Origin of the sequence: Microbacterium sp. Au-Mic1, assembly GCF_021341785.1 — a bacterium.
In the GTDB taxonomy this organism is placed as follows: Bacteria; Actinomycetota; Actinomycetes; order Actinomycetales; family Microbacteriaceae; genus Microbacterium.
The window spans coordinates 73,700-98,108 of sequence record NZ_JAJTTF010000008.1 but is presented as its reverse complement, the minus strand read 5'-3'; the positions used below and the strand labels follow the sequence as shown (position 1 = coordinate 98,108).

The window sequence follows — 24,409 nt, the reverse complement described above, 5'->3', positions numbered from 1 at the left end:
CCGCCGGTCGTGGCTCAGGCGCGACGGCGGGCGCGCAGCACGAGTGCGATCAGCGACAGCGCGATGACGACGACGCCGTATCCGAGGCACACCGTGCCGAGCCCGAGCGGGGCGACCAGCACGCCCGCGATGACTGCGGGCACGCCGAAGGCGAGGTAGGCGAGCAGGTACAGCACGGCGAAGGCGTCGGCGCGCTGGGTCGCGGGGATCCGGGGCGCGAGGGATCCGACGACGCCGAAGAACGCGGTGCCGAAACCCATCCCCGTCACCGAGGCGGCCGCGAGGTAGGCGGCGAGCGAGCCCAGCCCGAGCGCCAGCAGCGAGAGCGCGGTGCCGACGGCCAGAGCGGCGGTGCCGAAGATCACGATGGTCCGGGCGCTGCGGCGCCGGATCACGAACGCCGTGATGGCGCCGACCCCGGCCAGGAGAGCGACGGCGAGCCCCTGCCAGAGGTGCGCGGTGCCGCCGAGCTCGTTGCGGACGATCGTCGCGCCGAGCGAGAGGAACAGTCCGCCCGTGGCCCAGCCCGCGATGACGGCGGGCGCGGCCCGCCAGAACTCGGCACGGATCCCCGCCGGAACCGAGAGCCGGAAGCGCAGCGACGCCCAGGCGCCGGGCAGCCGCGGGGCGGTCTCCGGCGCGAGGAGCACGAGAATCGCGATCACGACGTAGACCACCGCGAGCGGGGTGAAGACGTCGAGCATCGCATCCGGGGTCGTGTCGAGCGCGAGCGCGGCGATCAGCGCGCCGGCGGCCAGGCCGATCCCGGGGCTCAGCGCGTTCCAGAGCGCGGCCGATCCGGGCCGGGCCGGCGGGGCGAGGTCGAGGACCGTCGCGGAGAGCGATGCGATGAGCAATCCGCTCGCGACGCCCTGCAGGATGCGTGCGAGCACGAGCAGCGTCACGGATCCGGCGTTCCCGAACAGCACCATGCTCGCGGCGAGCAGGACGAGGCCGACGGCGATCACCGGGCGGCGACCGACGTGGTCGGAGAGCGAGCCTGCCGTCAGCAGGGTGAGGAGCAGAGCGACCGCGTACACGGCGAACACCGCCGTGATGACGATGGCGTCGAATCCCAGGTGCTGCGCGAGCACCGGGTAGAAGGGTGACGGCGCGCTGGCCCCCGCCATCATCAGGATCTGCGCGACGATCCCGAGCACGAACCCGAACCGCGTGCGTGCGGGGCGCGGCGTCAGGGCGCCCGAGTCCGAGATCCGCGGAGTGACGATCGGCTGGGTGGTCATGAGTGCTCCTCATCCGTTCGAGAATTATCGAACGTTGTGCAGACTACTCGCCCCGACGGAAAGGTTCAAGTATTATCGAACCATGCCAGGCGCCGTCGACCTTCCGCATCCGGAACGCTCCGAGATCGAGCTCACCGCGGTGCTCTTCGCGCTCAGCGATCCGGAACGACTGTCCATCGCGCGCCAGCTCGTCGCCGGTCCGCTCGACATGGCGGCGTGCCACGCGACGGACCCCGACCTGCCGAAGTCGACGAAGTCGCACTTCATGAAGGTGCTGCGCGAGGCGGGCGTGATCCGCAACGAGCCCAACGGCCGCCGCCGCATGCTCACCCTGCGCCGGGATGACCTCGACGCGAAGTTCCCCGGCCTGCTCGACGCGGTGCTGGGTTCGCAGGGGGCCTGAGCGGGAGTGGGATCCGGAGCGCGCGCTGTTCCGGCGGTCAGCCCGGGGTGATCTCCTGCGCGGTGGTGCGGGTGCGGCCTGCCGCGTCCGTCGCCTCGTACTGCACCGGCATCCCCGGATGCGCGAGCGCGAACCAGAACACGGCGCCGCCGTCGCCATCGCTCACGTCGTAGCGTAGGCATTCGAGGCGCCCGAGCGGGTGCTCGATCGTCTCGGTGACCACGGCGGTCCGATCCGCGGGGAACGCGGCGTGCGCCTGCAGATCCCGCCAGGTGACGCGCTTCGAGACGGCTGCGCCGGGGCTGGCGAGGGCGTGGCTGGTCAGCGTGGCACCGTCGTCATCGCCGTCCGAGAAGCGGTTGATCCGTTCGAGTGAGGTGCCGTCGGCTGCTTCATCGAGGATCCGGATCACCGCCCCGTGGCGCAGCGCCGCGCGGATCTCGTCGGCCGTGAACGGCGTCGGCAGCAGCCCCTCGGCGACGATGTGCGGATCCGGGTTCTCGTCCATGCGGTCAGGATAGGCCTGGCGGGACTGGCATGGCGGTAGGGCGGCTCTGCGGGCCGCCCGGGCCGGGAACCCCGCTCAGGCGGCGGGGCTGGCCGCATCGGAGGGGGGTGTCGTGTCCGGGCGTGGTCGACCGGGGCGGACGATCGCTGGATTCCGACAAGTCCGGGTCTTGACATCCGGATCCGGCCGGCCTAATCTACAACCAAATGGTTGTACGAGATGAACTGAGCGATGAACAGATCGACCGAGTGTTCCAGGCCCTGGCGGCGAGCACGCGGCGCGACATCCTGCGCCGCACGATCGCCCAGGAGCAGTCCGTGTCCGAGCTCGCTCGCGACTACGACATGTCGTTCGCGGCGGTGCAGAAGCACGTGGCGGTGCTCGAGGCGGCCGAACTCATCGTCAAGCGCGCCGAGGGACGCGAGCGGCTGGTCCGCGCTAATCCCGAGATGATCGCGCGCGCCCGGGCACTGCTCGCCCGCTACGAGGACCTGTGGCGGAGCCGCATCTCGCTGCTCGACCAGCTGCTCGCCGAGGACTCCGGCCCTGACGTCGACACCGACACCGATCCCGGATCCGCGCCGCGCGGATCCACCACCACCTGACCGACACAGAAGGAGGGTGACATGCCTGTCACCGACGTGATCACCGATCCCGAGAACCTGACGCTGACGATCCTCGCCGACTTCGCCGCCCCGGTGGAGCGCGTGTGGGCCGCATACTCCGACCCGCGCCAGCTCGAGCGCTTCTGGGGCCCGCCCGGATGGCCGGCCACCTTCACCGAGTTCGACCACACGGTCGGCGGCATCGCGCAGTACCGGCTCGACGGCCCCCGCGGCGAGAAGTCGTCGGGGCGATGGGAGTTCACCCGCATCGAGGCGCCCGCGCTGTTCGAGGTGCTCGACTCGTTCGTCGACGACTCCGGGCTGCCGATCGACGGCTTCCCGGCGATGCGGATGACGCTGGAGTTCGCTCCGACCGCCGAGGGCACCCGCATGACCGGCACCAGCCACTTCGAGTCGGCCGAGGCGCTCGAGCAGGTCGTCGCGATGGGAGTGATCGAGGGCACGAAGGCCGCGATGAGCCAGCTCGACACGGTGCTGCAGGATCTGCGCGCCTACGCCCAGGGCAAGGGCACCCGCGTCGAGCTGCTGGACGACACGCATGTGCGCATCACGCGGCTCGTCGAAGGTCCGCAGGATCTGGTGTGGCGGGCCCACCACGAGCCGGAACTCGTGAAGCAGTGGCTGCTCGGGCCGGACGGCTGGGAGATGACCGAATGCGTGATCGCCACTGAGCCGGGTCAGGCGTACCGCTACTCCTGGGCTCCGACCGGCGACACCGCGGGCCAGGCCTTCGGCTTCGAGGGAGAAGCGCTGTTCGTCGATGCCACGCGCCGCGCGGTGACCACCGAGAAGATGCAGGGTGCCGACGGCCCGGTCACGCTGAACGACCTCAACCTCTACGAGGAGGACGGCGCGACGCTGATCACCCTTCTCGTCGAGTACCCCGATGTCGAGACCCGCGACATGATCCTGGCGACCGGCATGGTCGATGGCATGGAGGCGTCGTACGCGCGCATGGAGGACCTGGTCCTGGTCTGACCGCCGCCCCGAACGCAGGAGATCCTGGTCGCCCCTCCCGTCTCGGGAGCGGTTCCGGCCGGGATCTCCTGCGTTCCGGGCACAGCCCTCGGGCGAGGGCGCGAGCGGGCGGACATCGACGGGGGTTCGACGCGGTACCTTCGAGGGGTGTCCGCGGTCGTGGTGAAGGTCCTCCTCGTGCTGGCCGTCCTGATCCTCGTGGCGGCCGCCGTGTCGCGGATGCGCGGGCGCCGATCGGTGGGACCCGTGCGGCAGCGTATGCCGGTGTTCGTACCGCTCGCGGGCGCGCTGTTCGTCGCCGTCGGGCTGATGATGGGGCTGGCCTCCTTCACCGAGAACAACAGCGACGGCATGCTGTGGCCGCTGCGGATCGCCTCGATCGGGATCCTGCTCGGTGGCGTGGTGTTCCTCGTGATGTACCGCAACTTCTACGTCGAGCCCCGGGTCGACGAGATCGCGTTCCGCACGGTCTGGGGGCGCGAGGCCGTGATCGCCTACGCCGACATCACCGACTTCTCCGTGCAGGCGTCCGGCGGGGGGTTCCGGCTGACCGTGCGGGGCTCGTCCGGTCCGCGGCTGCGGCTGAATCCACGTCTCTTCGACGTCTCGCCGCTCCTGCGCGCGAACGAGTTCCGTCAGCGAAACGGGCGCTGGCCCCTCCGCGGTGAGATGCACGGAGGCACGGGCCCCGTCGCGCGCTGACGGACTCCGGTGTCCGCGGCGGCCGATCGGATCCGGATCCACGGCCCGCGGACGGTCGCCGGGCCGACGTCGGCGGGACGTGGTTCGATGACGGCATGGACACCTCGCGCGGGCTGCGCAACGAGACGCGCACGGTGTGGGCGACGGCGGTCTGCTTCGCCCTCGGCACGCTCGCGGGGCTTGTCGCGCTGCTCGGTCCGTCCCGCGCGCTCACCGGACCCGGATCGCTGAGCCAGCCCGTCGCGGTGATCGCCGGTGTCATCGCGGCGGCCGCGTTCGTCGTCAGCACGGTGCAGCACCGCCGTGGCGAGACCGACCCGATGCCGCCATGGCAGACGGCGGTGTCGCACGTGTCGGCCGTCGCGCTGACCGTGGCCTTCGCGGCGGTGACCGCGTTCGGGGTGCTGCTGGGGGGCGTCGTCTTCGGCGCCGGCTTGCACGACTTCACCGCCCCGACCCTGGGCGGCGCCCTGGTCGCCGGCGTCGCAGCGGCGATCGGCGGACGGTTCGCCTACACCGCCGGCGTCGGGATCCGCACGCGGGATCTGGCGACCCTGCTGTTCGGGTTCCTCACGATCGGCACGCTGTTCGCGATGGCGACCGCGTCGGATCCGCTGTGGTGGCAGCAGAACTTCTCGCAGCTCGGCCTCGGCGCCCGCGGCTGGGCGTTCAACGGCACCCTGGTCGTGGCGGGGCTGCTGTTCGCCACCGTCGGCGCGTACATCGGCCGCGACCTGCACCGGCTGCGCGGTGACGGCGCACTGCGCGGGATCGCCGTGGTCGTCGCCCTCTGGGGCGCGACCGGGGCGGCTCTCGCCGTCGTGGGCTTCGTGCCGATCGAGCTGAACCGCGTCGTGCACTGGATCGCGGCCATCGGCACACTCGCGCTGTTCGCGCTCGCCGCCCTGATCTCGACGCGGGCGCTGCCCGGCCCGCCGCGGGCGCTCGTGATCGCCACGGTGGGCCTCGGCGTGCTGCTGGTGGCGGCGGTGCTGCTGCACTGGCCGATGGGGCTGTACTCCTCGGCCGGGCTCGAGGCGATCGCCGTGGGGCTGGGCCTGGTCTGGATGACCACCTTCGTGCGCGTTCTGGCCGTGCTGGTGCCGGACGCTCCGCGGATCAGCGCCCGGGCGACGCTCCTGCGCGGCTGACCCTCGGGGATCCGGCGGATCCGCTCCCGCACCGGCGGGCGCACAATGGACGCATGGGCATGTTCACGCAGAAGCCGGAAGAGCCGAGCGAATGGGCGGCGCTGCCCGGAGAGCTGTTCGACCGCGACGAGGCTGATCTGCTCCCCGAGCAGCCGACGGCGGATCCGTTCGGGCTCGGTCTCGGCACGCCGACGTCCGCGGCGAGCGTGGCGATCCCGCTGCCGCCCGTGGAACCGGACACGGGCGGTGCGGCCGAGCCCACGCGCTGAGCCGTGTGCCGAGCCGGCCCGCTGAGCCCGGTGTCGAGCCGGCCCGCTGAGCCCGGTGTCGAGTCGGCGCGCTGAGCGACGGCCCCGTCCGCGTCAGGCCCGCAAGGATCCGAAGAACTCGCGGATGTCGTCGATGAGGAGGCCCGGCTCCTCCATGGCCGCGAAGTGGCCGCCGCGATCCTCGACGTCGGTCCACCGCACGATGCGGTGGTGCTGCTCCTCGGCGAATCGCAGGCCGATGTCGTGCGCGAACACGATCACGGCGGTCGGCACTCCGGAGCTCGGCTTCGGCGCCTCCCATGCCGTGTTCAGCGCATAGACCAGCGCCGCGGACGATCCGCCGCTGGCCGTGAACCAGTACAGCGCGGCGTTCTCGAACACGAAGCGCTCGCCCAGCACGTCGACCGCGTCGGCGTCGACCGGGTGGGTCCACGCCTGCAGCTTGTCGTAGATCCACGCGAACTGGGCCACCGGGCTGTCCGCGGTCATGGCGCCGATGAGGCCCGGCCGTGTGCCCTGGATCGCGATGTAGCCGAACTCTCGCTGCATGAACTCGCCGACGCGGCGCACCCGATCCTGCTCCAGCGGGGTGAGCCGGGCCGTCGTCTCCTCGTCGAGCTCGCCGAGGAAGGATCCGCCGAGCGATCCGTTCGCGTGCACGCCGAGCACGCGCTCCGGCGCCTGCTGCGCGATCTCCGGCGCCACCGCCGCGCCGTGGTCGCCGCCCTGCACCGCGAAACGGTCGTAGCCGAGTCGCGTCATCAGCTCGATGTAGGCCGCAGCCGTGCGGGCGACGGTCCAGCCCGCATCCTCGAGCGGCGTGGAGAAGCCGAATCCGGGGTGTGAGGGGATCACCACGTCGAACGCATCGGCGGCGTCCCCGCCGTGCGCGACAGGATCCGTCAGCGGCCCGATCAGACCCTCGAACTCCAGGAAGGATCCCGGCCAGCCGTGCATGAGCAGGATCGGGGTCGCCCCCGGATGCGGAGAGCGCACGTGCACGGCGTGGATCGTCTGCCCGTCGATGCGCGTCACGATCTGCGGGTGGCTGTTCAGGCGCTCCTCGGTGGCCCGCCAGTCGTGCCGCTCCCACCGGGCGACGAGGTCGCGGAGCACCTCGACGGGCACGCCGTCGTGCCAGGTGTCTCCGGGCAGAGGGGCGGGGAAACGGGCGCCGCGGAGCCGGGCGCGGAGGTCCTCGACGGCGGTCTCGGCGATCTCGATGCGGAACGGGAGGACGGCGGATTCGCTCTGTTGTGCGTTCATGACTTCAGCTTCTCGCCATCAACGGCCAGAATATGACCGGATAGGGAAGAAGCATGGTCGCATGACACGCACCACCGGACGCACGCTCGCTCTCCTCTCGCTCCTGCAGATCCGCCGCGAGTGGAGCGGCGTCGAACTGCGCGAGCGGCTCGAGGTGAGCGATCGCACGCTGCGCCGCGACATCGACGACCTCCGCGAGCTCGGATACGGCATCGAGGCCACGCGCGGCCGACACGGCGGGTACCGGCTGGGGCCGGGGGCGAGCGTGCCGCCGCTCGCCCTCTCCGATGACGAGTCGATCGCGATCGCCGTGGGGCTGCGCGCCGCCGCGAACAGCGTTGTCACAGGGATGGAGGAGGCCGCGGGGCGCGCGCTGGCGAAGCTCGAGCAGTCCCTCTCCTCGGCGGCGCGCACCCGCATCGCCGAGGTCGAGCGCGCCCTGGTGCCGCTGGATCCGACCCGCACAGCGGACGCGGCGGTGGATCCGGGTGTGGTGGCGGCGATCGCGGCCGCCATCCATGCCCGGCAGCGCCTCCGCCTGGACTACACCCGCCACGACGGCGTCGAGGTGCGCCGCATCGTGGAGCCGCACCGGATCGTGCATACCGCCCGGCGCTGGTACCTGATCGCACTCGATCCCGAGCGCGAGGCATGGCGCACGCTCCGGATCGACCGGATCCGCGGCCCGCTGATGCTGCGGGAGGGCTTCCCGGCCCGGGAGATCCCGGAGGAGGCGCTGCGGGAGTTCACGGCGCACAGCATCACGACCGCGCCCTATCGCTACCGCGCGCGGGTGCGCATGTGCGCTCCGGCGACCGAGGTGCGCCGTCATTTCGACGCCACGGTCGCGGTCGTGACCGAGGAGGGGCCTGAGACGAGCATCCTCGTCGCGGGGTCCCGCTCGCCGGAGGAGTTCGCGCTCTACCTCGGAGCCACGGGGATCCGCTTCGTCGTCCTCGAGGGCGACGAGGTGCGCACGGCTTTGCGCGCGGTCGCCGCCCGCCTGGTAGCGGCGTCCGGCTGAGGGCGCGGACGCGTCGACGTCGATGTCGCTCGCGACCGACCTGCCGTCGCCGGTGTCCTGCTCAGTGCACGACGGTGTCGTCGCTCGCCTCCGGGATGTGCACCCGTGCGCCGTTGCGATCGAAGAGACTGAGGATCTCCGCGGGCGCGTCGCCCGTGGCCCCGAACCAGTGCGGAGTGCGGGTGTCGAAGTCGGCGACCTCGCCCGGTCCGAGAACGAGGTCCCGTTGGCCGACGATGAGGCGGATGCGCCCGCTGAGGACGTAGATCCACTCGGATCCGTCATGCGTGCGCAGCTCGCCGGGGCCGGGAGAGGCGGGCAGCACGACCTTCCACGCCTGTACGCCCCCGGGATTGCGGCTCAGCGGGATCACGATGCGCCCGTTCCTGCGCCGTGGACGAAGCTGCACGCGCGGATCCCCGAACTCGGGCGCGCCGACGAGGTCGTCCAGGCTCATCCCGTACGCCCGCGCCAGGGGGAACAGCAGCTCGAGGCCGGGCCGGCGCAGGCCGCTCTCGAGCCGGGATACGGTGCTCGCCGAGGTGCCGGTGAGCTCCGCGACCTCGGCGAGGGTGAGGCCCCGACTGGTCCTGATGCGCTGCAGGCGCGGTCCGATCCCGTCCAGCGCGGCGGCGAGGTCTGCGTTCGTGTCCACATCGACAAGAACACCAGGGGTTTGCGGTTTCTGCAAGAAGGATTGCCAGATCGCGCAGTCCGACGCGAACCTGGACGCATGACCCGAGAACTGTTCGGCACCGCGATCGTCGGAGGCGGAGCCGCAGGACTCAGTGCCGCCCTCGTCCTCGCCCGCTCCCGCCGCTCTGTGGTGCTCCTCGACGCCGGCGCACCGCGTAACGCGCCCGCCGCGCACATTCACGGCTTCCTCTCGCGCGACGGCTTCCCGCCGTCGCGACTGCTGGAGATCGGACGCGAGGAGATCGCGTCCTACGGCGTGCGCCTGATCCCGCACCCCGTGGGGTCGGCCACGGGCGACGCCGAGGACGGGTTCGTGTTGACGACCGAGGAGGGATCCGAGATCTCCGCCCGTCGGATCATCCTCGCCACGGGTGTCGAGGATGTGCTTCCGGACATCCCCGGCGCCCGAGAGGCCTGGGGGCGCTTCCTCCTGCACTGCCCCTACTGCCACGGCTACGAGGTCGGCGATCGGGCACTGGGGGTGCTCGGCGGCGCTCCGGGCGCGGTGCGGCATGCGCTCCTCGTCCGTCAATGGTCGCCGGATCTGACCTTCTTCACGAACGGCAGCGTGCTCACGGAGGAGGACGAGCACCAGCTCCGCGCGCGGGACATCCGCATGCAGGACGGCAGAGTCACCGAACTGCTCGTCGACGGTGAGCGCTTCGGCGGAGTGCGGCTCGACAGCGGTGACGCCGTCCCCGTTGACGCGCTGTTCCTCCGGCCGGATTCCCGCCCTCGCACCGAACTCGTGGTGGCTCTCGGCGGCGGCGTCGACGGCGCAGGCTTCGTGCACGTCGATGGGTCGGGGCGCACTGCCGTTCCCGGTGTGTGGGTGACGGGCAACCTCGTGAATCCGCGTGCGCAGGTGATCACCGCCGCAGGTCACGCCAATGCGGTCGCGATGGACGTCAACGCCGATCTCGTGGACGAGGATGTCCGCGGCGCACGTCGCATGCCGGCGCTGAGCGGAGAGGCGGTTGGCGCATGACTCACCCGTCCGGCCCGATGGTCCCGCCCGCCGCTGCGGCTCCGCCCGCCTCGACGGCTCCCGCGACCCCTCGGCCGCCGAGTCAGCACACGCTCGCCCTCATGATCTGGATCGCCGTGACGCCGACCCTCCTGGCGATCAACCTGCTGCTCGGTCCGCTGATGGCGGGAATCCCCGTGATCCCCCGCACGATCATCACGGTGACGATCGCCGTCCCGATCGTGATCTACGGGCTCATGCCGTTGCTGCACAGGATCCGCCGGCGCTGGGCGGCGTCCCGCAGGTCTTGACCGGCAGGTGCCGGGAGCGACACGGCCGGCGCGCTCGGCGCGAGATGTACGCCCTGGGTGGCGGGGGTGACGCGGGTCGCCTCCCGCCCCTCGGGCGAGGGGCTCGGCTGACGAGATCAGGCCCGGGGGGTGCCGGCGTCGGCCTCCTGCACGGCGTCGACGAGCGCCCGCCACGGACCCTGCAGGTGCTCCTCGGGGATCACCTGCTCGTGGCGCTCCCGACGGATCCGCACCTCGATCCGCCACACGAAGCGATCCGCCCCGGTGCCGGCTGGCGGCTTCTCGTCCCAGGGGCAGCGCTCGACGAGCAGCATCCAGTGCTCGGTCTCGCCGCCGGATGGCTGGACGCTCCAGCGCCGCGTCATCCCGGCGATCCCGCCGCTGCGGGCGACACGGATCGCGACGCCGTCGTCGCCGGCGGCAGCGGAGTCGGCGGGGAGGCCGACGGGCGGATCAGCCGGCGTGTCGCTCATCGCCTGTCGCCTTGATCACGCCGACCGAGGCCCAGGCCATGCGCGCGGCGTCCCCGGTCGCCGTGCTCACCGCGTCCGCCTCCTTGATCGTCGCGTTCGCGAACTGCGCGAACGTCGCCGACGATGAAAGTCCGCCGGTGAGCGCGCGGTACCAGACGGCTCCGGCGGCCTCCCAGGCAAGACCGCCGAGTTCGACGGCGAACAGCGCGAACGCCCGGTTCGGGATGCCCGAGTTGATGTGCACCCCGCCGTTGTCGTCGGTGGTCGTGACGTATCCGCTCATGTCGGCCGGCTGCGGATCCTTGCCGAGCTCGGGATCGTCGTAGGCGGTGCCAGGGTGCAGCATCGACCGCAGCGCTTTGCCGTGCACCGCAGGGGTGAAGATGCCGGCGCCGATGAGCCAGGTCGCCTGATCCGCGGTCTGATCGAGCAGGTGCTGCTCGGTGAGAGCGCCGAACACGTCGGCGAGCGACTCGTTCAGAGCGCCGGGCTGGCCCTGGTACTCCAGGCCCGCGGTGTGCTGGATCACACCGTGGCCCAGTTCGTGGCCGATCACGGTCACCGAGGCGGTGAAGTGCTGGAACACCTGGCCATCGCCGTCGCCGAACACCATGCGCTCGCCGTTCCAGAACGCGTTGTCGTATCCGGATCCGTAGTGCACCGTCGCGTCCAGAGGCAGGCCCTGGCCGTCGATCGAGTTGCGCTGGAAGGCGTCGAGCAGCATCTGGAACGTCGCGCCGAGCCCGTCGAAAGCCTGGTTCACGGCGACGTCGGCGACGGTCGGCTCGTCCTCCGTGCGCACCACGGTGCCGGGCAGGTTCTCGGTGCCGTGCGCGTCGCTGATGGTGCGATTCGGTGCGGCCTCGACCGTGGCGACGAGCGTGCCGTTCTCGTCGATGGAGAGCTGCAGCTGCGCGCGGTGCTGCGCGGGCGCCGGCGCGATCAGGGTCTGCCTGGCCGCTTCGGCGGCCTGCGTGTATCGCTCCGACTCAGCGAGCTTCGCCAGCAGATAGGAGGGGATGATTCCCTGGTGGATCGGCCCCCGCCGCGCTGTTCGCGGCCCCCCGCGCCCTTCGTGAATCGTCATGACGTCCTCCGTTCCGCTCCGTGTCCTCGACGATACGCCGGGCGGAGGACATCGGCTCCGGGAGCGCGGGGATCCCTCCGGGGATGATGAGATGGGCATCCGGCTAGAGCCGGGCCACGCCGGTCACGGCGACGACGGCCTCGCCGGCCTCATCGGAGGCGTCGAGATCCACCATCGCGGAGATCCGCCAGTCGTGGTCGCCGACGGGATCGTCAAGGATCTGCTGCACCGCCCAGGCGCGCGCCGGCCGCTCGTGATCGGGCCCGCCGGTCTCGTCGATGATGAGCAGTGCCGCGCTGCGGGCGTCGGGTCCGGTGCGGATCTCGTCGTGCTCGGCGAAGTACGCGTCGAGGGCGGCATCCCAGCCGTCGGCGCCGAACTCCGGATCCAGCGCGGAGAGGCCGTCCAGATCCTCTCGGGCGGCGAGCTGCACGCGGCGGAACAGCTCGTTGCGCACGAGGATCCGGAAGGCGCGGACGTTCGTCGTCAGGCATTTCGGGGCCGGCGGCACGACGGGCTCGTCGGAGTGCGAGACGGGGTGGCCCGAGACGAGCTCCTCCCACTCGTCCAGCAGGGAGGAGTCGACCTGGCGGACCAGTTCGCCCAGCCACTCGATCAGATCACGCAGCTCCTCGGTCTTCAGGTGCTCGGGAATGGTCTGCGAGGCCGCGCGGTAGGCGTCCGAGAGGTAGCGGAGCACCACTCCTTCCGAGCGCGCGACCTTGTACAGGGCGACGTATTCCCCGAACGACATGGCTCGCTCGTACATGTCGCGGACGACCGACTTCGGGTGCAGCTCGAAGTCGCGGATCCACGGCTGAGCGGCGCTGAAGGTCTCGAACGCCGCCGACAGCAGCTCTTCGAGGGGCTTCGGGTAGGTGATCTCCTCGAGCGCCTCCATGCGCTCCTCGTACTCCATGCCCTCGCGCTTCATCGCGGCGACGGCCTCGCCACGGGCGACGAACTCCTGCTGGCTGAGGATCGCCCGCGGATCGTCGAGGGTCGCCTCCACGATCGAGAGCATGTCGAGCGCGAAGGCCGCGTCAGCAGGGTCCAACAACTCGAACGCCGCCAGCGCGAAGGGCGACAGCGGCTGGTTCAGCGCGAAGTTCGGCTGCAGGTCCACCGTGAGCCGCACCGAACCGTCGGGATCGCGTTCGACGATCCCCGACTCCCGCAGCGTCCGGTAGATCCCGAGCGCTCGGATCGCGAGGATGCGCTGCTTCGCACGTGGTTCGTGATTGTCGTATACCAGTGCGCGCATATTGGCGAACACGTCGCCGCCGCGACCGATCACGTTGAGCATCATGGCGCTCGTGATCTGCATGTGCGAGGTCAGCGTCTCGGGCTCGGCGGCGATGAGCTTCTGGAACGAGGGCTCCCCCCAGGACACGAAGCCGTCCGGGGCCTTCTTGCGGATGATCTTGCGCTTCTTCTTCGGATCGTCTCCGGCCTTGCGGATCGCGGCGAGGTTCTCCGACTCGTGCTCGGGCGCTTGCGCGACGACGGTCCCGGCGGTGTCGAACCCCGCGCGGCCCGCCCGGCCGGCGATCTGGTGGAACTCGCGGGCGTTGAGCTGGCGCATCCGCGTGCCGTCGAACTTCGTGAGCGCCGTGAGAAGAACCGTGCGGATCGGCACGTTGATGCCGACGCCGAGAGTGTCCGTGCCGCAGATCACGCGCAGGAGGCCCCGCTGCGCGAGCTGCTCGACCAGGCGCCGGTACTTCGGCAGCATGCCCGCGTGGTGCACGCCGATGCCGAGCCGGAGCAGGCGCGCCAGGGTCTTGCCGAACGACGTGGTGAAGCGGAACCCGCCGATGAGCTCCGCGATCTCGTCGCGCTGCTCGCGCGTGGCGACCTTCGCGCTCGCGAGCGCCTGGGCGCGCTCCATCGCGGCGGCCTGGGAGAAGTGCACGATGTAGACCGGCGCGCGGTCGGTGTGCAGCAGATCCTCGATCGTCTCGTGGATCGGGGTGGTCTCGTAGAAGAAGTGCAGGGGGACGGGCCGCTCCACGCCTGTGACGACCGCGGTCTCGCGTCCGGTGCGGCGTGTGAGGTCCGCGGCGAGCTCCGTCACGTCGCCGAGCGTGGCCGACATGAGGATGAACTGCGCCTGCGGCAGAGTGAGCAGCGGCACCTGCCACGCCCACCCGCGATCCGGGTCTCCGTAGAAGTGGAACTCGTCCATGACGACCTGGCCGACCTCGGCATCGGGTCCCTGGCGCAGCGCGAGGTTGGCGAGGATCTCCGCCGTGCAGCAGACGATCGGGGCGTCGGCGTTCACGGCGGAGTCGCCGGTGACCATGCCGACGTTCTCGGCGCCGAACACGTCGACCAGGCTGAAGAACTTCTCGCTGACGAGCGCCTTGATCGGGGCGGTGTAGTAGGTGCGGCGCCCGTCGGCGAGGGCGGCGAAGTGCGCGGCGACCGCGACGAGCGATTTGCCGGTGCCGGTCGGGGTGCTGAGGATCAGGTTCTGCCCCGACACGATCTCGATGACCGCTTCGTCCTGCGCCGGGTAGAGCGAGATCCCGGTGGACTCCGCCCATTCCACGAACGCCATGTAGACCGCGTCGGGATCCGGGTCCCCCTCGGCGGGGCGGACGACGGACGGATCTAGGCGCGCAGACATGATGTCTCGATCATCCCACCGACGGGTGAACGGCGGGACGCGAGGAGTCCGGCCGCGCCCGCCGCCCTAGGATGACGGTCATGCCCGCGGATCTGCCCATCGGAAGCCTCCTCGACTCGGAGGCGCCCGCCTTCCTGAACGCCTCTCGGCTCAACCGGCACACGTTCTGGTGCGGGCAGAGCGGATCCGGGAAGACCTACGCGCTCGGTGTGCTGCTCGAGCAGGTGCTGCTGCACACGCGACTTCCCGTCGTCGTGTTCGATCCGAACTCCGACTTCGTCGCGCTGGGGAAGGTGCGCGACGACGCCCCGGCCGCGGAGGCCGCCGCGCTGCGCGAGCGCGACGTGCGGGTGCTGCACTCCGCACCGGGGCGAGACGACAGGCTCCTGGTGCGCTTCGTCGACATGGACGTCCGCTCGCGGGCCGCCATCCTCCAATTGGATCCGATCCGGGACGCGGAGGACTACAACCTCATGCTGCGGATCGATGCCCAGTACCTCACCGACGAGCAGAAGCCCGTCGTCGAGTGGTTGCGTGAGAGTGGCGATCCGGGCTATCTGCGCATCGCCAAGCGCATCGAGAACCTCGGCCTCCCGGACTGGGAAATGTGGGCATGGGATCGACGAGACGTGACCGACATCGTCGGAGACCGTGCGGACGCGACGGTGATCGACCTGGGGCACTTCGCCACCCCGGCGCAGATGCAGACCGCCGCTCTGGCGGTGCTCGACGAGCTCTGGGCGCGACGTCAGGAGCGCATCGGGCGACTGATCGTGATCGATGAGGCGCACAATCTCTGCGGTCCGGATGCATCGACCCCGCTGCAGCGTCTGCTTGCGCAGCGGATCGAGCAGATCGCCGCCGAGGGGCGCAAGTACGGGCTGTGGCTGCTGCTCTCCACGCAGCGCCCCTCGAAGGTGCACCCGAATGTGATCTCGCAGTGCGACAATCTCGCGCTCATGAAGATGAGCTCCGAGCGCGACCTCGCCGAGCTGGCGGAGGTGTTCGGCTTCGCGCCGGCCGATGCCATCGCGCGGTCGCCGCTCTTCGCGCAGGGGCAGGCGCTCTTCGCCGGCGGTTTCGCTCCCCGGCCTCAGCTCGTGCAGATGGGGGCCCGGCTCACCCACGAGGGTGGATCCGACGTGCCGATCGCCCTGCGCTGATCGACCTCGTCGGCCGGCTCAGACCGCGATCGCGGCCTCCAGGGCGATCCGCACCATGTCGCCGAAGCTCTGTTCGCGCTCCAGCGCCGTCGTCTCCTCGTGGGTGACGAGGTGGTCCGACACGGTGCAGATGCTGAGCGCGCGGCGGCCGTAGAACGCGGCGAGCGTGTAGAGCGCGCTGGTCTCCATCTCGACGGCGAGCGCCCCGTGCGCGACGAGCGGCTCGGTGAGTTCGGGGCGGGTGTTGTAGAACTGGTCGCCCGAGAACAGCAGGCCGATGTGGACCCCGTGCTCAAGGTCCATCCGCTCGCTCGCCTCGACGGCACGGCGCAGCAGCGCGAAGTCGGCGACGGGTGCGTAGTCCTGGCCGTGGAAGCGGATCCGGTTGATCCCCGAATCGGTGCACGCCCCGTTCGCGATGATGATGTCGCGCATGCCCACCTTCTCGGTGAGCGCACCGCAGGAGCCGACCCGCACGAGAGTCTGCACGTCGTAGTCCTGGAACAGCTCGTTCGCGTAGATCGACATCGACGGCTGCCCCATGCCCGATCCCTGCACCGAGACGCGATGTCCCTGCCAGGTGCCGGTGAAGCCGAGCATGCCGCGGACTTCGGAGTAGAGCTCCGCTGAGTCGAGGAAGTTCTCCGCGATCCACTTCGCGCGCAGCGGATCCCCCGGGAAGAGGACGACGGGGGCGATCTGACCGGGTGCGGCGGCGATGTGCGTGCTCATGCGGCCAGGCTAGCGATCGCGGTCCCGGCCCGGGTCTCGCCGGGGAGGAAGTGCGAGAGTCCGAATCCCGTTTGGAATGCCAAACAGGATCAATTGGTCAAGAAAGAGCGTGACAAGCGCCTTCTGGTATGCCATCCTGATTCCGACGGCGCTGTCGATCAGATCCCCGGGAACCCGCCCGAACGCGATCGAGCATCCGCTCCGTCCTCAATCACTCGACGCAGTAAGGAAGGGAAAAGGGATGAAGACCTTGCCAAAGAGGGCAGGACTGCTCGTCCTCGTCACCGCATCGGTGCTCGCACTCAGCTCCTGCGGTCTGTCCACCGGCAAAGGAGATGCGGGCAGTACCGGCGGAACGCAGAGCAAGGCCGGTGTGATCGCCTCGCACATCGTGCCCGAGACGCTCGACCCGCAGCAGGGCTCGAACGCCAACAACGACTTCTACATCGCCGGCCTCTACGACCGGATCCTGAACTACGACGCGAACGGCAAGATCGTGCCGAGCATCGCGTCGAAGTACGAATACTCCTCCGACGCGACCTCGATCACGCTCACCATCCGTGATGGCGTCACGTTCCACTCCGGCAACAAGCTCACCGCGGCCGACGTGGTCTACACGCTCGAGCGCGTGCACAAGATCGCCTCCGGCAGCGCCGGCTTCATCACCGACTACGTGTCGTCGAAGGCGATCGGCGACAACCAGGTCACCATCACTCTGGCGAAGCCGAACCTCGCATTCGCCGGCGCGCTGGCGCTCATCTACGTCGTGGACTCCAAGCTCGTCTCCGAGCACGCCGGATCCGACGACGGACAGGAGTGGCTGAGCAGCAACGACGCCGGATCCGGGCCGTACACGCTGAAGAGCTACAACCCCGCGTCCGAGGTCGACCTCGCGGTCTACGACAAGTACTGGGACAAGAAGAACCGCCCGGACAGCCTCGTCATGCGCATCTTCAAGGAGAACAGCGCGCTGCGTGACGAGACGCTGGCGGGCACGGCCGACATCGGCACCAGCATGGCAGTCAGCGACCTCGACACCTTCAAGGGCAAGAAGGGGTTCCAGATCACGGAGCACCAGAGCCCGCTCGTGACGATCGGCGCGATGAACACCGAGAGCGGCATCACGAAGGACATCAAGGTGCGCGAGGCGATCCAGCTGGCGTACGACTACAGCGCCCACATCAAGAATGCGCTGAAGGGCTGGGGCAAGCCGGCCGACAGCCTGGTCCCGGCGTACATGCAGTGCCGGTACACGACCGATCCGGCGAAGCAGGACGTGGCCAAGGCCAAGCAGCTCATCCAGGAGGCGGGCGTCGCGGGACAGACCGTGACGATCGCGTACCAGTCGATCATCCCGGAGCAGGGCACCGCGGGAACGATCCTCGAGGCCAATCTGCGTGACATCGGCCTGAACGTCGACGTGAAGCAGATCACGTACTCGCAGTACTTGGAGATGATCAAGAAGCCGGAGACCACGCCGGACGTCTCGATCCTGTGGGATCTGGCCCAGTACCCCGACATCGGATCCATGCTGACGCACACGTGGAGCTCGTCATCGATCGGGCAGTCGAACTTCGCGCGCAACTCGAACCCGGAGGTCGACAGGCTCCTCGCCGAGGGCACGACCTCGACGGACCAGAAGACCGCATGTGCGGACTTCGAGCAGGCGCAGAAGGCGATCATCCAGGATCGCCCGACGATGCTGATCGCGTTCCCGTCGCGCGTCCAGGTGCAGAACGAGAAGTTCGCGCCCATCCCGTACTCGCCGATCGCGGCCACGTACGACATCTCACTGCTGACGCTGGCCGAGTAAGCCGGCGCAATCGGATCCGAGGAGGGGCGGGGCTCGCCCCGTCCCTCCTCCCGGACGGAAGAACATGCTCTCCTTCATCCTTCGCAGGATCGGTCTCGCGGTCCTCACCCTCTGGGGCGTCGCCACGATCGTCTTCCTGATGTCGCGGCTCATCCCCGGGGACATCGCCGCTGTCGCCGCGGGCCGGATGGCCAACGCTCAGCAGATCGAGCAGATGCGCCACGTCCTCGGCCTCGACCGGCCGCTCATCGTGCAGTACGGGGACTTCCTGGCCCGGGCGCTGCGCGGTGATCTGGGCAGCTCGGCGTACACGCACCAGCCGGTGCTCGCCGACATCGCGCACGTGCTGCCGACGACGATCCAGGTGGTCGTGCTGGGCATGCTCATCACCCTGTGCGTGGCGATCCCGCTGGGACTCGTCGCGGCGCTCAACGAGGGTCGTGCGGGCGACACCGCGACGCGCATCATCCTCGTGATGCAGGGCGGGATCCCGATCTTCTGGCTCGCGCTGATGGCGCGGTTCCTGTTCGGCTCGATCCTCGGCTGGTTCCCGATCTCCGGCGTGAACAGCGTCGGCATGGCCCCGCCGAAAGTGACCGGGTTCAGCGTGCTCGACTCGCTCCTGTTCGGGAACATCGGCAACGTGCTCGACTCGATCTGGCACCTGCTGCTGCCGGCGATGGCGCTGAGCACGCCGTTCATCTCGACGCTCGCGCGCAACGTGCGCTCCAACATGATGACCGCGCTCAAGTCGGACTACATCACGTTCGCCGTGTCCAAGGGCGTGCCGAGCGGGCGGATCGTGCTGAGACACGGCTTGCGCTCGGCCCTCGGGTCCACTCTCGCGATCGTCGGCATGCAGTTCGGCTGGATGGTCAGCGCCGCAGTGCTGGTCGAGGTGGTCTTCTCGCTCCCCGGCGTGGGCAGCTACATGTACGCGTCGATCATCAACCACGACACGTTCTCGGTGCTCGGAGCCGTGCTCATCATCGGCTTCGTGTTCATCGTGACCTCCTTCATCGTCGACGTCACGCAGATGACGATCGATCCCCGTGTCCGCACCTCCCAGGTAGGCAGAGCATGAACACGCAGACGCAACAGCCCACCGGCGCCGTGACCGTCTCCGTCGAGACCGTCGAAGGCACCGGCACCGCGCGACGGCTGTCCCAGATGGCTTCGCCCGGCGCCCTCGGGCGCGGGATCGGTGCGATCTCGCGCAAGCTCCTCGGTCGCCACGCCCCCGTCGTCGACAAGATCGCGTTCGTGCTCGCGGGCCTGCTGCTCGTGCTGTCGCTCGTCGGCCCGCTCCTCGCGCCGAAGGATCCGTACGCGATCAAGCCGACCGACGCGCTGCTGCCGCCCGGGCCAGGGCACTGGCTCGGCACCGACGACACCGGCCGCGACATCCTCTCCCGCGTGCTCGCCGGAGCGCCGATGACCCTCCTCGCCGCCGTGTTCGTGGTGCTGGCCGCGACCGCGCTGGGCGTGCTCGTCGCCAGCCTGTCCACGCTCGCCCCGCGCTGGCTGGACGAGGCGATCATGCGGATCTGCGACATGTTCATGTCGATCCCTTCGCTCGTGCTCGCCCTGGGACTGGCCGCCGCGCTCGGGCCGTCGCTCGTCTCGATCATCGTCGCGATGATCTTCGCCGCGTGGCCGAGCACGGCCCGGATCATGCGCACGATCCTGCGCGAGACCATGACCAGCGCCTACGTCGAGTCGGCGCAGATCACCGGAATGACCCGTACGCGCCTGATGCTCCGGCACGCGCTGCCCAACTCGCTCGACGCGATCTACGTGCACGTGAGCATGGAGATGTCCGGCACGATCGTGATGATGGCGGGCCTCGCCTTCCTGGGCGTGGGCGCTCCGCCGCCGAGCGCCGACTGGGGATCCCTCATCGCGCAGGGCCAGGCCTACATCACCACGGCGTGGTGGGTCGCGTTCTTCCCCGGTCTGGCGATCACGATCGCCGCCATCACCTTCGGTCTCGTCGGCGACGCCGTGCGTGCGATCGCCGACCCTGCCTCGAGGAGGCGCGCATGATGTCCACCGAGCCCATCCTCGAGGTGAGCGGCCTCTCCGTCGTGGTCCCCGAGCGCTTCCGCATCGGCGGCGGCGACGGCGACCTCACCCTGGTCGACGACGTGTCGTTCCGCATCCGTCCCGGCGAGCGCCTCGCGCTGGTCGGCGAGTCGGGTTCCGGCAAGACCATGACCGCGCGGTCGATCCTGCAGCTCGACCGCGACGTCGAACTGCAGGGATCGATCCGCTGGGCCGGCTCCGAGCTGCTCGGTGCGTCGAAGAAGTCGATGCGGCGGATCCGCGGCGCCGAGATCTCGATGATCTTCCAGGATCCGATGACGGCGCTGAATCCGGTGCTCACGATCGGCGAGCAGGTGGCCGAGCCGCTGCTGGTACGAGGCACCTCCAAGAAGGAGGCGTACGCGCGGGCCGCGGAGACGCTCGACAGGCTCGGCGTGCCGAAGGCCAAGGAGCGGCTGCGGGCCTACCCGAGTCAGTTCTCCGGCGGCATGCGACAGCGCGTGGTGATGGCGGCGGCCCTCGTCGCGCAGCCGCGGCTGCTCATCGCCGACGAGCCCACCACGGCACTCGACGTGCGCGTGCAGGAGCAGGTGCTCGACCTCATCGAGGAGCAGTCTCGCGAGCTCGACCTCGCCGTGCTGTTCATCACCCATGACCTGTCGATCGTCGCCGGGCTCGCCCACCGCGTCGCGGTGATGTACCGCGGGAACCTCGTCGAGCAGCAGGACGTCGAGGATCTCTTCGTGACGCCGCAGCATCCCTACACGCGCGGGCTGATCGGATCCGTCCCGCGTCTGGACGCGGATCCGAACGTCCGTCTGACCACCGTCCAGGACTACATGGCCGCGCATGCCGAGGCCGAGCACGCGGCCGCGGCGGAACCGGCCACGGAGGGAGTGAGCGTCGATGTCTGAGTCCGATGTGCTGATCTCGGTGCAGAACCTGACCAAGCGGTTCGGCTCCGTCCGCAGAGGCGCCCTCGCCCTCGACGACGTGTCGTTCGAACTGCGCCAAGGCGAAGTGCTGGGTCTCGTCGGCGAATCCGGATCCGGCAAGTCCACGGCCATCCGCTGCATCGTGGGTCTCGAGCACTCCACCGCGGGAACGATCTCGTACCGCGGCACGCCCCTGCGCTCCTCGAGCGCGGCGGAATTGCGCCGCTACCGCCGAGATGTGCAGATGGTGTTCCAGGATCCGTACTCCAGCCTTGATCCGCGGATGACCGTGCGGCAGATCGTCGAGGAGCCGATGCTCGTCGTCGGCGGGTTCTCCGCGCGTGAACGGCGTCACCGGGTCATCGAGCTGATGGAGCGGGTGGGGCTGGGCGAGCAGCACCTCGACCGCTATCCGCGGCACTTCTCCGGCGGCCAGCGGCAGCGCATCGCGATCGTGCGCGCGCTGAGCGTCGGCCCGAAGGTGCTGCTCTGCGACGAGCCGGTCTCGGCGCTCGACGTCTCGGTGCAGGCGCAGGTGCTGAACCTGCTCAAGGACATGCAGCGCGAGATGGATCTGACCGTGCTCTTCGTGGCGCACGACCTCGCCGTGGTGAAGTACCTGTGCTCGAGCATCGTCGTGCTGCACCACGGCGTGGTCGCGGAGCGCGGCCCGGTCGCGCAGATCTACGGCGACCCGCAGGCGCAGTACACCCGCGCGCTGCTCGAGGCCGTACCCGTGCCGGATGTGGCGATCGAGCGGGAGCGCCGCGCCCAGCGGATCGCGCTGCGCGCTCGCGCCGGATCGGGGGCACGATGAGGATCGGCGCCGACGTCAAGTTCTCCGGCGGATCCTCCACGCTCGCGCCCTCTCCTGTCGCCACGTTGGACGTGCTCGAGGAGCTCGGATTCCGCGGGATCCTGGTGCGCACTCTCGACGAGGCGTTCCCGACGCTCGACCCGGTCGGCATCGCCGCATTCGCGCGGGAGGCCGACGCGCGCGGGTTCGCGGTGCAGGTGGGGGTCGGCAAGATCAACCCGTACATGACCGCCGAGCTGCCGCGCGTGCGCGACCTCGGAGACGGCAGTTACCTCGCCGGCATGCAGCGCCTGATCCGGATCTGCGCCGAATACGGCTGGACCGAGCCGTGGACCGCGAGCGGGGGCTACAAGCACGGCCTGCCCGCGCCGTACTGCTTCGACCGGTTCCGCACCGATGTGACCTGGGCCGATCAGCTCGAGGCGACCTCGCGTTTCATCGGCAAGCTCGCGCCTACGCTGCGTGCGACCGACGTGCGCCTGAACATCGAGACGCACGAGGAGATCACGACCCGGGAGCTCCTGCGTCTCGTGGCGGAGCACGGCGACGACGTGCTGGGCGTCTGCCTGGATCCGGCGAATCTGCCGGTGCGCGGCGAGGCGTTCGGCCCTGCGGTCGACCGGGTCGCCGCGATCACCCGCACCACCCACCTGCGCGACGCGATCGTCGCCCGCTCCGAGCACGGCCTCAGCCGCTTCCTCGCCCCCGTCGGCGACGGTGCGATCGACTGGCCACCCCTCCTGGCGACGCTGCTGACGGCCTCGCCGGACGTGCAGCTGTTCATCGAGGGCATCGGCGGCTCGCGGGCCGAGATGATCCTGGACCCGGAGGATTCGCTCTGGCGGGCTGGGGATCCGGGACTCGACGATATCGAACTCGCCGAGCTCGGCCGCCTCGCCGACGACCACGCCATCCGCGCCGCGCGGGGCGAGGCCCCGGGGCTCGCGGAGCTGCGACTCGAGGGCGGCGACGCGGGTGCCCAGCTGCGCGAATTCCTCGGCCGTTCGCTCGCCGCCCTGCAGGCGGTGCTCGAAACCGTCGGAGCGCGAACCGAGGCGAGGGTCTCATGAGCCCCACGAGCCTTGCGACCAGAACCCAGAAAGTGACGAAGGAGATCACGACCATGCCGTACCCCACTCTGCCCGCCGGGCTGGACACCGCCGTCTCGTGCGACGTCGTGCATCCCGGTGCGCCCGGCTACGAGACGCTGCGCCGGATCTGGAATGCGGACATCGACCAGCACCCGCTCGCGATCGTGCGCTGCACCACCGCGCAGGACGCCGCGGACGCGCTGCGGTGGTGCGTCGCGAACGACGTCGCCCTCACCGTGCGCGGCGGCGGCCACAACCTCGCCGGCACCTCGGTCGCCGACGGCAGCGTCATGATCGACATGAGCCTCATGCGTGACGTCGTCGTCGACACCGAGCAGCGCACCCTCACCGTCGGCCCCGGCTGCCGCTGGGGCGACGTCGACCGCGCCGCCGAGCCGTTCAACGTGGCGCTGCCTGCCGGCGTCGTCTCGCACACCGGCGTCGCCGGCCTGGTGCTCGGCGGCGGCATGGGCTACCTCTCGCGCATGTTCGGATCGACCGTCGACTTCCTTCGCGAAGTCGAGATCGTCACGGCCGACGGCGAGATCCGCCGCGTGAACAAGGACAGCGAGCCTGAGCTGTTCTGGGCGCTCAAGGGCGCCGGCCACAACTTCGGCATCGCCACGCAGTTCGTCTTCGACTACGTCGATCTGCCGGGTCTCGCCACCGTGCGCCTCGCCCTGTTCCCGGCTGAGGACCGCAAGGCGCTGCTGCAGCGGTTCCGCGAGCTCGGGCCCGCGCAGCCCGACAGCTCGACCACCTACGTGCGCCTCTACCGCGCACCGCACTACTGGAGTCAGCTGCCCCGTGAGCACCGCGGCAAGCCGATCATCTCCATCGCGACCGTCACCTACGGTGACCCGGCCGATGAGCCGGCGATCACCGCGCCGATCTTCGAGGGATACGAGCCGATCTACACCAGCCTGCGCTCCATCCCTCATGTCACGCTGCAGCATTCCACGGACGACGAGTTCCGCTACGGCATCTCGCACTACTGGCGCCACGTCGCGTTCGGCGAGCTGCCCGATGAGCTGCTCGACCTCGCGATCGAGCATGCCGATGCCTACCCGGGGCAGCCGTTGAACTCGAGCGCCTTCATCGCGCACCAGACGATGTGCCCGTTCGAACTCATCGCCGGCAAGCTCACGCCGCGCGATCACAGCAACGACTCGACCACGGGCATCCACTCCCGCTGGGGCGGCAACATCGGCGCCGACTGGCTGTACGCCGACGAGCGCCCGGAGCTCGTCGCCTGGGTGAAGCGCTTCGGCGCGGCGGTCGCGCAATGGGAGGCGGGCAGCTACATCAACTTCACATCCGAGCACAACGACGCAGCGGAGGCCCGCCACATCTACGGCGACAAGTACGACCGTCTCGCCGCGATCAAGACGCAGTACGACCCGACGAACGTGTTCGCGCACGGCCTCATCGAGCTCGAGACGGTTCCGGCCGGCGTCGAGTGGGCCGGGGAGTAG

The 24,409-nt window shown here is 69.9% G+C and carries 25 protein-coding genes; 17 read left to right on the top strand and 8 right to left on the bottom strand.

All coding sequences use genetic code 11. From position 1 onward, the window contains the following. Positions 1-14: 14 nt before the first annotated feature. Positions 15-1,244, bottom strand: coding sequence for an MFS transporter (locus LXM50_RS12425; protein WP_233311637.1), 1,230 nt, complete (start codon positions 1,242-1,244; stop codon positions 15-17). Positions 1,245-1,326: 82 nt separating this feature from the next. Between LXM50_RS12425 and LXM50_RS12420 the strand changes: the two genes are divergently transcribed. After that, positions 1,327-1,647: a helix-turn-helix transcriptional regulator gene (locus LXM50_RS12420; protein WP_233311636.1), complete on the top strand. Its 321-nt coding sequence runs from the start codon at positions 1,327-1,329 to the stop codon at positions 1,645-1,647. A gap of 37 nt (positions 1,648-1,684) precedes the next feature. Here LXM50_RS12420 and LXM50_RS12415 read toward each other — a convergent pair whose 3' ends face one another. Continuing rightward, positions 1,685-2,155: a hypothetical protein gene (locus tag LXM50_RS12415; RefSeq protein ID WP_233311635.1), complete on the bottom strand. Its 471-nt coding sequence runs from the start codon at positions 2,153-2,155 to the stop codon at positions 1,685-1,687. A 206-nt stretch (positions 2,156-2,361) separates the two neighbouring features. Between LXM50_RS12415 and LXM50_RS12410 the strand changes: the two genes are divergently transcribed. The 5 genes from LXM50_RS12410 to LXM50_RS12390 all read left to right on the top strand — a co-directional run bounded on the left by LXM50_RS12410 (position 2,362) and on the right by LXM50_RS12390 (position 5,881). Next, a complete protein-coding gene (locus tag LXM50_RS12410) occupies positions 2,362-2,760 on the top strand; it encodes a helix-turn-helix transcriptional regulator (protein WP_233311634.1) in 399 nt (132 codons plus the stop codon). Between the two features lie 21 nt (positions 2,761-2,781). After that, complete coding sequence (locus LXM50_RS12405; RefSeq protein WP_233311633.1) at positions 2,782-3,759, top strand: SRPBCC domain-containing protein; 978 nt, start codon at positions 2,782-2,784, stop codon at positions 3,757-3,759. Between the two features lie 147 nt (positions 3,760-3,906). Then, complete coding sequence (locus LXM50_RS12400) at positions 3,907-4,461, top strand: hypothetical protein (protein WP_233311632.1); 555 nt, start codon at positions 3,907-3,909, stop codon at positions 4,459-4,461. Between the two features lie 95 nt (positions 4,462-4,556). Further along, positions 4,557-5,612, top strand: a complete 1,056-nt coding sequence (locus LXM50_RS12395) for a DUF998 domain-containing protein (protein ID WP_233311631.1) — start codon at positions 4,557-4,559, stop codon at positions 5,610-5,612. Positions 5,613-5,665: 53 nt separating this feature from the next. Next, entirely contained in the window at positions 5,666-5,881 is a 216-nt protein-coding gene (locus LXM50_RS12390) for a hypothetical protein (protein ID WP_233311630.1), read from the top strand. A 93-nt stretch (positions 5,882-5,974) separates the two neighbouring features. Here the strand turns inward: LXM50_RS12390 and LXM50_RS12385 are convergent, their stop codons facing one another. Then, positions 5,975-7,147 (bottom strand): epoxide hydrolase family protein, encoded by a 1,173-nt coding sequence (locus tag LXM50_RS12385; RefSeq protein ID WP_233311629.1) that lies wholly within the window; start codon positions 7,145-7,147, stop codon positions 5,975-5,977. Between the two features lie 61 nt (positions 7,148-7,208). Here LXM50_RS12385 and LXM50_RS12380 point away from each other — a divergent pair, with 61 nt between their 5' ends. Then, a complete protein-coding gene (locus LXM50_RS12380) occupies positions 7,209-8,171 on the top strand; it encodes a YafY family protein (RefSeq protein ID WP_233311628.1) in 963 nt (320 codons plus the stop codon). Positions 8,172-8,232: 61 nt separating this feature from the next. Here LXM50_RS12380 and LXM50_RS12375 read toward each other — a convergent pair whose 3' ends face one another. Beyond that, the gene (locus tag LXM50_RS12375) at positions 8,233-8,826 is read right to left on the bottom strand and encodes a helix-turn-helix domain-containing protein (RefSeq protein ID WP_233311627.1); all 594 of its coding nucleotides are present in this window, start codon (positions 8,824-8,826) and stop codon (positions 8,233-8,235) included. 78 nt (positions 8,827-8,904) lie between these two features. Between LXM50_RS12375 and LXM50_RS12370 the strand changes: the two genes are divergently transcribed. Continuing rightward, complete coding sequence (locus LXM50_RS12370; protein WP_233311626.1) at positions 8,905-9,855, top strand: NAD(P)/FAD-dependent oxidoreductase; 951 nt, start codon at positions 8,905-8,907, stop codon at positions 9,853-9,855. Next, the gene (locus LXM50_RS12365; RefSeq protein ID WP_233311625.1) at positions 9,852-10,145 is read left to right on the top strand and encodes a hypothetical protein; all 294 of its coding nucleotides are present in this window, start codon (positions 9,852-9,854) and stop codon (positions 10,143-10,145) included. Before LXM50_RS12370 ends, LXM50_RS12365 begins: the two co-directional genes overlap by 4 nt. 116 nt (positions 10,146-10,261) lie before the next feature. Here LXM50_RS12365 and LXM50_RS12360 read toward each other — a convergent pair whose 3' ends face one another. The 3 genes from LXM50_RS12360 to LXM50_RS12350 form a co-directional block, all read right to left on the bottom strand. Continuing rightward, positions 10,262-10,618 (bottom strand): protealysin inhibitor emfourin, encoded by a 357-nt coding sequence (locus LXM50_RS12360; protein ID WP_233311624.1) that lies wholly within the window; start codon positions 10,616-10,618, stop codon positions 10,262-10,264. Then, entirely contained in the window at positions 10,599-11,642 is a 1,044-nt protein-coding gene (locus LXM50_RS12355) for a M4 family metallopeptidase (RefSeq protein WP_233311750.1), read from the bottom strand. The genes LXM50_RS12360 and LXM50_RS12355 overlap by 20 nt, the downstream gene beginning before the upstream one ends. 166 nt (positions 11,643-11,808) lie before the next feature. Beyond that, entirely contained in the window at positions 11,809-14,337 is a 2,529-nt protein-coding gene (locus LXM50_RS12350) for an RNA helicase (RefSeq protein WP_233311623.1), read from the bottom strand. A gap of 80 nt (positions 14,338-14,417) precedes the next feature. Here LXM50_RS12350 and LXM50_RS12345 point away from each other — a divergent pair, with 80 nt between their 5' ends. Beyond that, positions 14,418-15,500 carry an ATP-binding protein gene (locus tag LXM50_RS12345; RefSeq protein WP_233311622.1) on the top strand — a complete coding sequence of 361 codons (1,083 nt, stop codon included), beginning with the start codon at positions 14,418-14,420 and terminating at the stop codon, positions 15,498-15,500. An 18-nt stretch (positions 15,501-15,518) separates the two neighbouring features. On the opposite strand, the gene deoD is transcribed toward LXM50_RS12345, so the two are convergent. Further along, positions 15,519-16,232 carry a purine-nucleoside phosphorylase gene (gene deoD, locus LXM50_RS12340; RefSeq protein ID WP_233311621.1) on the bottom strand — a complete coding sequence of 238 codons (714 nt, stop codon included), beginning with the start codon at positions 16,230-16,232 and terminating at the stop codon, positions 15,519-15,521. Positions 16,233-16,473: 241 nt separating this feature from the next. Between deoD and LXM50_RS12335 the strand changes: the two genes are divergently transcribed. The 7 genes from LXM50_RS12335 (at position 16,474) to LXM50_RS12305 (ending at position 24,409) form a co-directional block, all read left to right on the top strand. Beyond that, complete coding sequence (locus LXM50_RS12335; RefSeq protein WP_233311620.1) at positions 16,474-18,045, top strand: ABC transporter substrate-binding protein; 1,572 nt, start codon at positions 16,474-16,476, stop codon at positions 18,043-18,045. Positions 18,046-18,109: 64 nt separating this feature from the next. Next, complete coding sequence (locus LXM50_RS12330) at positions 18,110-19,129, top strand: ABC transporter permease (protein ID WP_233311619.1); 1,020 nt, start codon at positions 18,110-18,112, stop codon at positions 19,127-19,129. Continuing rightward, the gene (locus tag LXM50_RS12325) at positions 19,126-20,091 is read left to right on the top strand and encodes an ABC transporter permease (RefSeq protein WP_233311618.1); all 966 of its coding nucleotides are present in this window, start codon (positions 19,126-19,128) and stop codon (positions 20,089-20,091) included. The genes LXM50_RS12330 and LXM50_RS12325 overlap by 4 nt, the downstream gene beginning before the upstream one ends. Further along, positions 20,091-21,005 carry an ABC transporter ATP-binding protein gene (locus tag LXM50_RS12320; RefSeq protein WP_233311617.1) on the top strand — a complete coding sequence of 305 codons (915 nt, stop codon included), beginning with the start codon at positions 20,091-20,093 and terminating at the stop codon, positions 21,003-21,005. Before LXM50_RS12325 ends, LXM50_RS12320 begins: the two co-directional genes overlap by 1 nt. Beyond that, positions 20,998-21,843, top strand: coding sequence for an ATP-binding cassette domain-containing protein (locus LXM50_RS12315; RefSeq protein ID WP_233311616.1), 846 nt, complete (start codon positions 20,998-21,000; stop codon positions 21,841-21,843). Before LXM50_RS12320 ends, LXM50_RS12315 begins: the two co-directional genes overlap by 8 nt. Continuing rightward, positions 21,840-22,913: a sugar phosphate isomerase/epimerase gene (locus LXM50_RS12310; RefSeq protein WP_233311615.1), complete on the top strand. Its 1,074-nt coding sequence runs from the start codon at positions 21,840-21,842 to the stop codon at positions 22,911-22,913. Before LXM50_RS12315 ends, LXM50_RS12310 begins: the two co-directional genes overlap by 4 nt. Before the next feature lie 32 nt (positions 22,914-22,945). Continuing rightward, positions 22,946-24,409 (top strand): FAD-binding oxidoreductase, encoded by a 1,464-nt coding sequence (locus LXM50_RS12305; RefSeq protein WP_233311614.1) that lies wholly within the window; start codon positions 22,946-22,948, stop codon positions 24,407-24,409.